The organism is Amycolatopsis sp. cmx-4-61 (assembly GCF_046548775.1).
Lineage (GTDB): Bacteria > Actinomycetota > Actinomycetes > Mycobacteriales > Pseudonocardiaceae > Amycolatopsis.
This window is the reverse complement of the sequence record NZ_JAEBEI010000071.1, coordinates 1-713: the sequence shown is the minus strand read 5'-3', so window position 1 is coordinate 713 and position 713 is coordinate 1. Positions and strand designations below refer to the sequence as shown.

At 64.8% G+C, this 713-nt stretch carries 2 pseudogenes; one reads left to right on the top strand and one right to left on the bottom strand.

Going from position 1 to position 713, the window contains the following annotated elements:
* Nucleotides 1–120: 120 nt before the first annotated feature.
* A pseudogene (locus tag ACLJOU_RS46955) lies at nt 121–408 on the top strand (integrase core domain-containing protein); the annotation flags it as partial.
* A 43-nt stretch (nt 409–451) separates the two neighbouring features.
* Here ACLJOU_RS46955 and ACLJOU_RS46950 read toward each other — a convergent pair.
* Nucleotides 452–713 (bottom strand): annotated as a pseudogene (locus tag ACLJOU_RS46950) (SAM-dependent methyltransferase); the annotation flags it as partial.

Here is a 713-nt window from a genome sequence, read left to right as displayed (position 1 = left end):
TCGCTCACACGATCAACAACCGGCCCCGCAAGATCCTCGACTGGCGAACCCCGGCCGAAGTCTTCGCCGAGCAGCTACGCTCACTGCAACAACCCGGTGTTGCATCGACCGATTGAACTCGCCCAGTTCCGGTCGGTGGCCTACCGGCGCCTGCTGCGCAGCCAGGGGCTGGCCGGGTCGATGGGCCGGGTCGGGGCGTGCGGTGACAACGCCGCGATGGAATCGTTCTTTTCGTTGCTGCAAAAGAACGCTCTCGACACTCGGCGTTGGCGCACCCGGGAGGAACTGCGGTTGGCGATCGTGTCCTGGATCGAGACGAAGTACCACCGTAAACGTCGCCTACGCGCCCTGGGCAAGCTCACCCCGGTCGAGTTTGAGACCATCTACACGACCGCAGCAGCGGCCTGAGAAACAGTCAGCCCCGGTGTCAACCGAAGTCTGGGCAGCCCCGCATCATCAGCACCAACATCCCGATGGGTTGGTCGAAATCCAGCAGCCGACGGGTTTCCGGGTGGTCCAGGATCCACTCGGGGTCGCGCATGTCGGCGTGCACCACCGTGGCGAGGTCGTTGTCGGCCAACAATAATTCGCTGTGCGCGACAGCGGTCGGGCCTTGTCGACGTACCCCACTCGCGCCTCCGGTGCGGCGCTTTGCGCAACCTCGTGCACGTTCGCCTCCGTGGGAATGCCGGAGCCGATGTCGAGGAACCGCC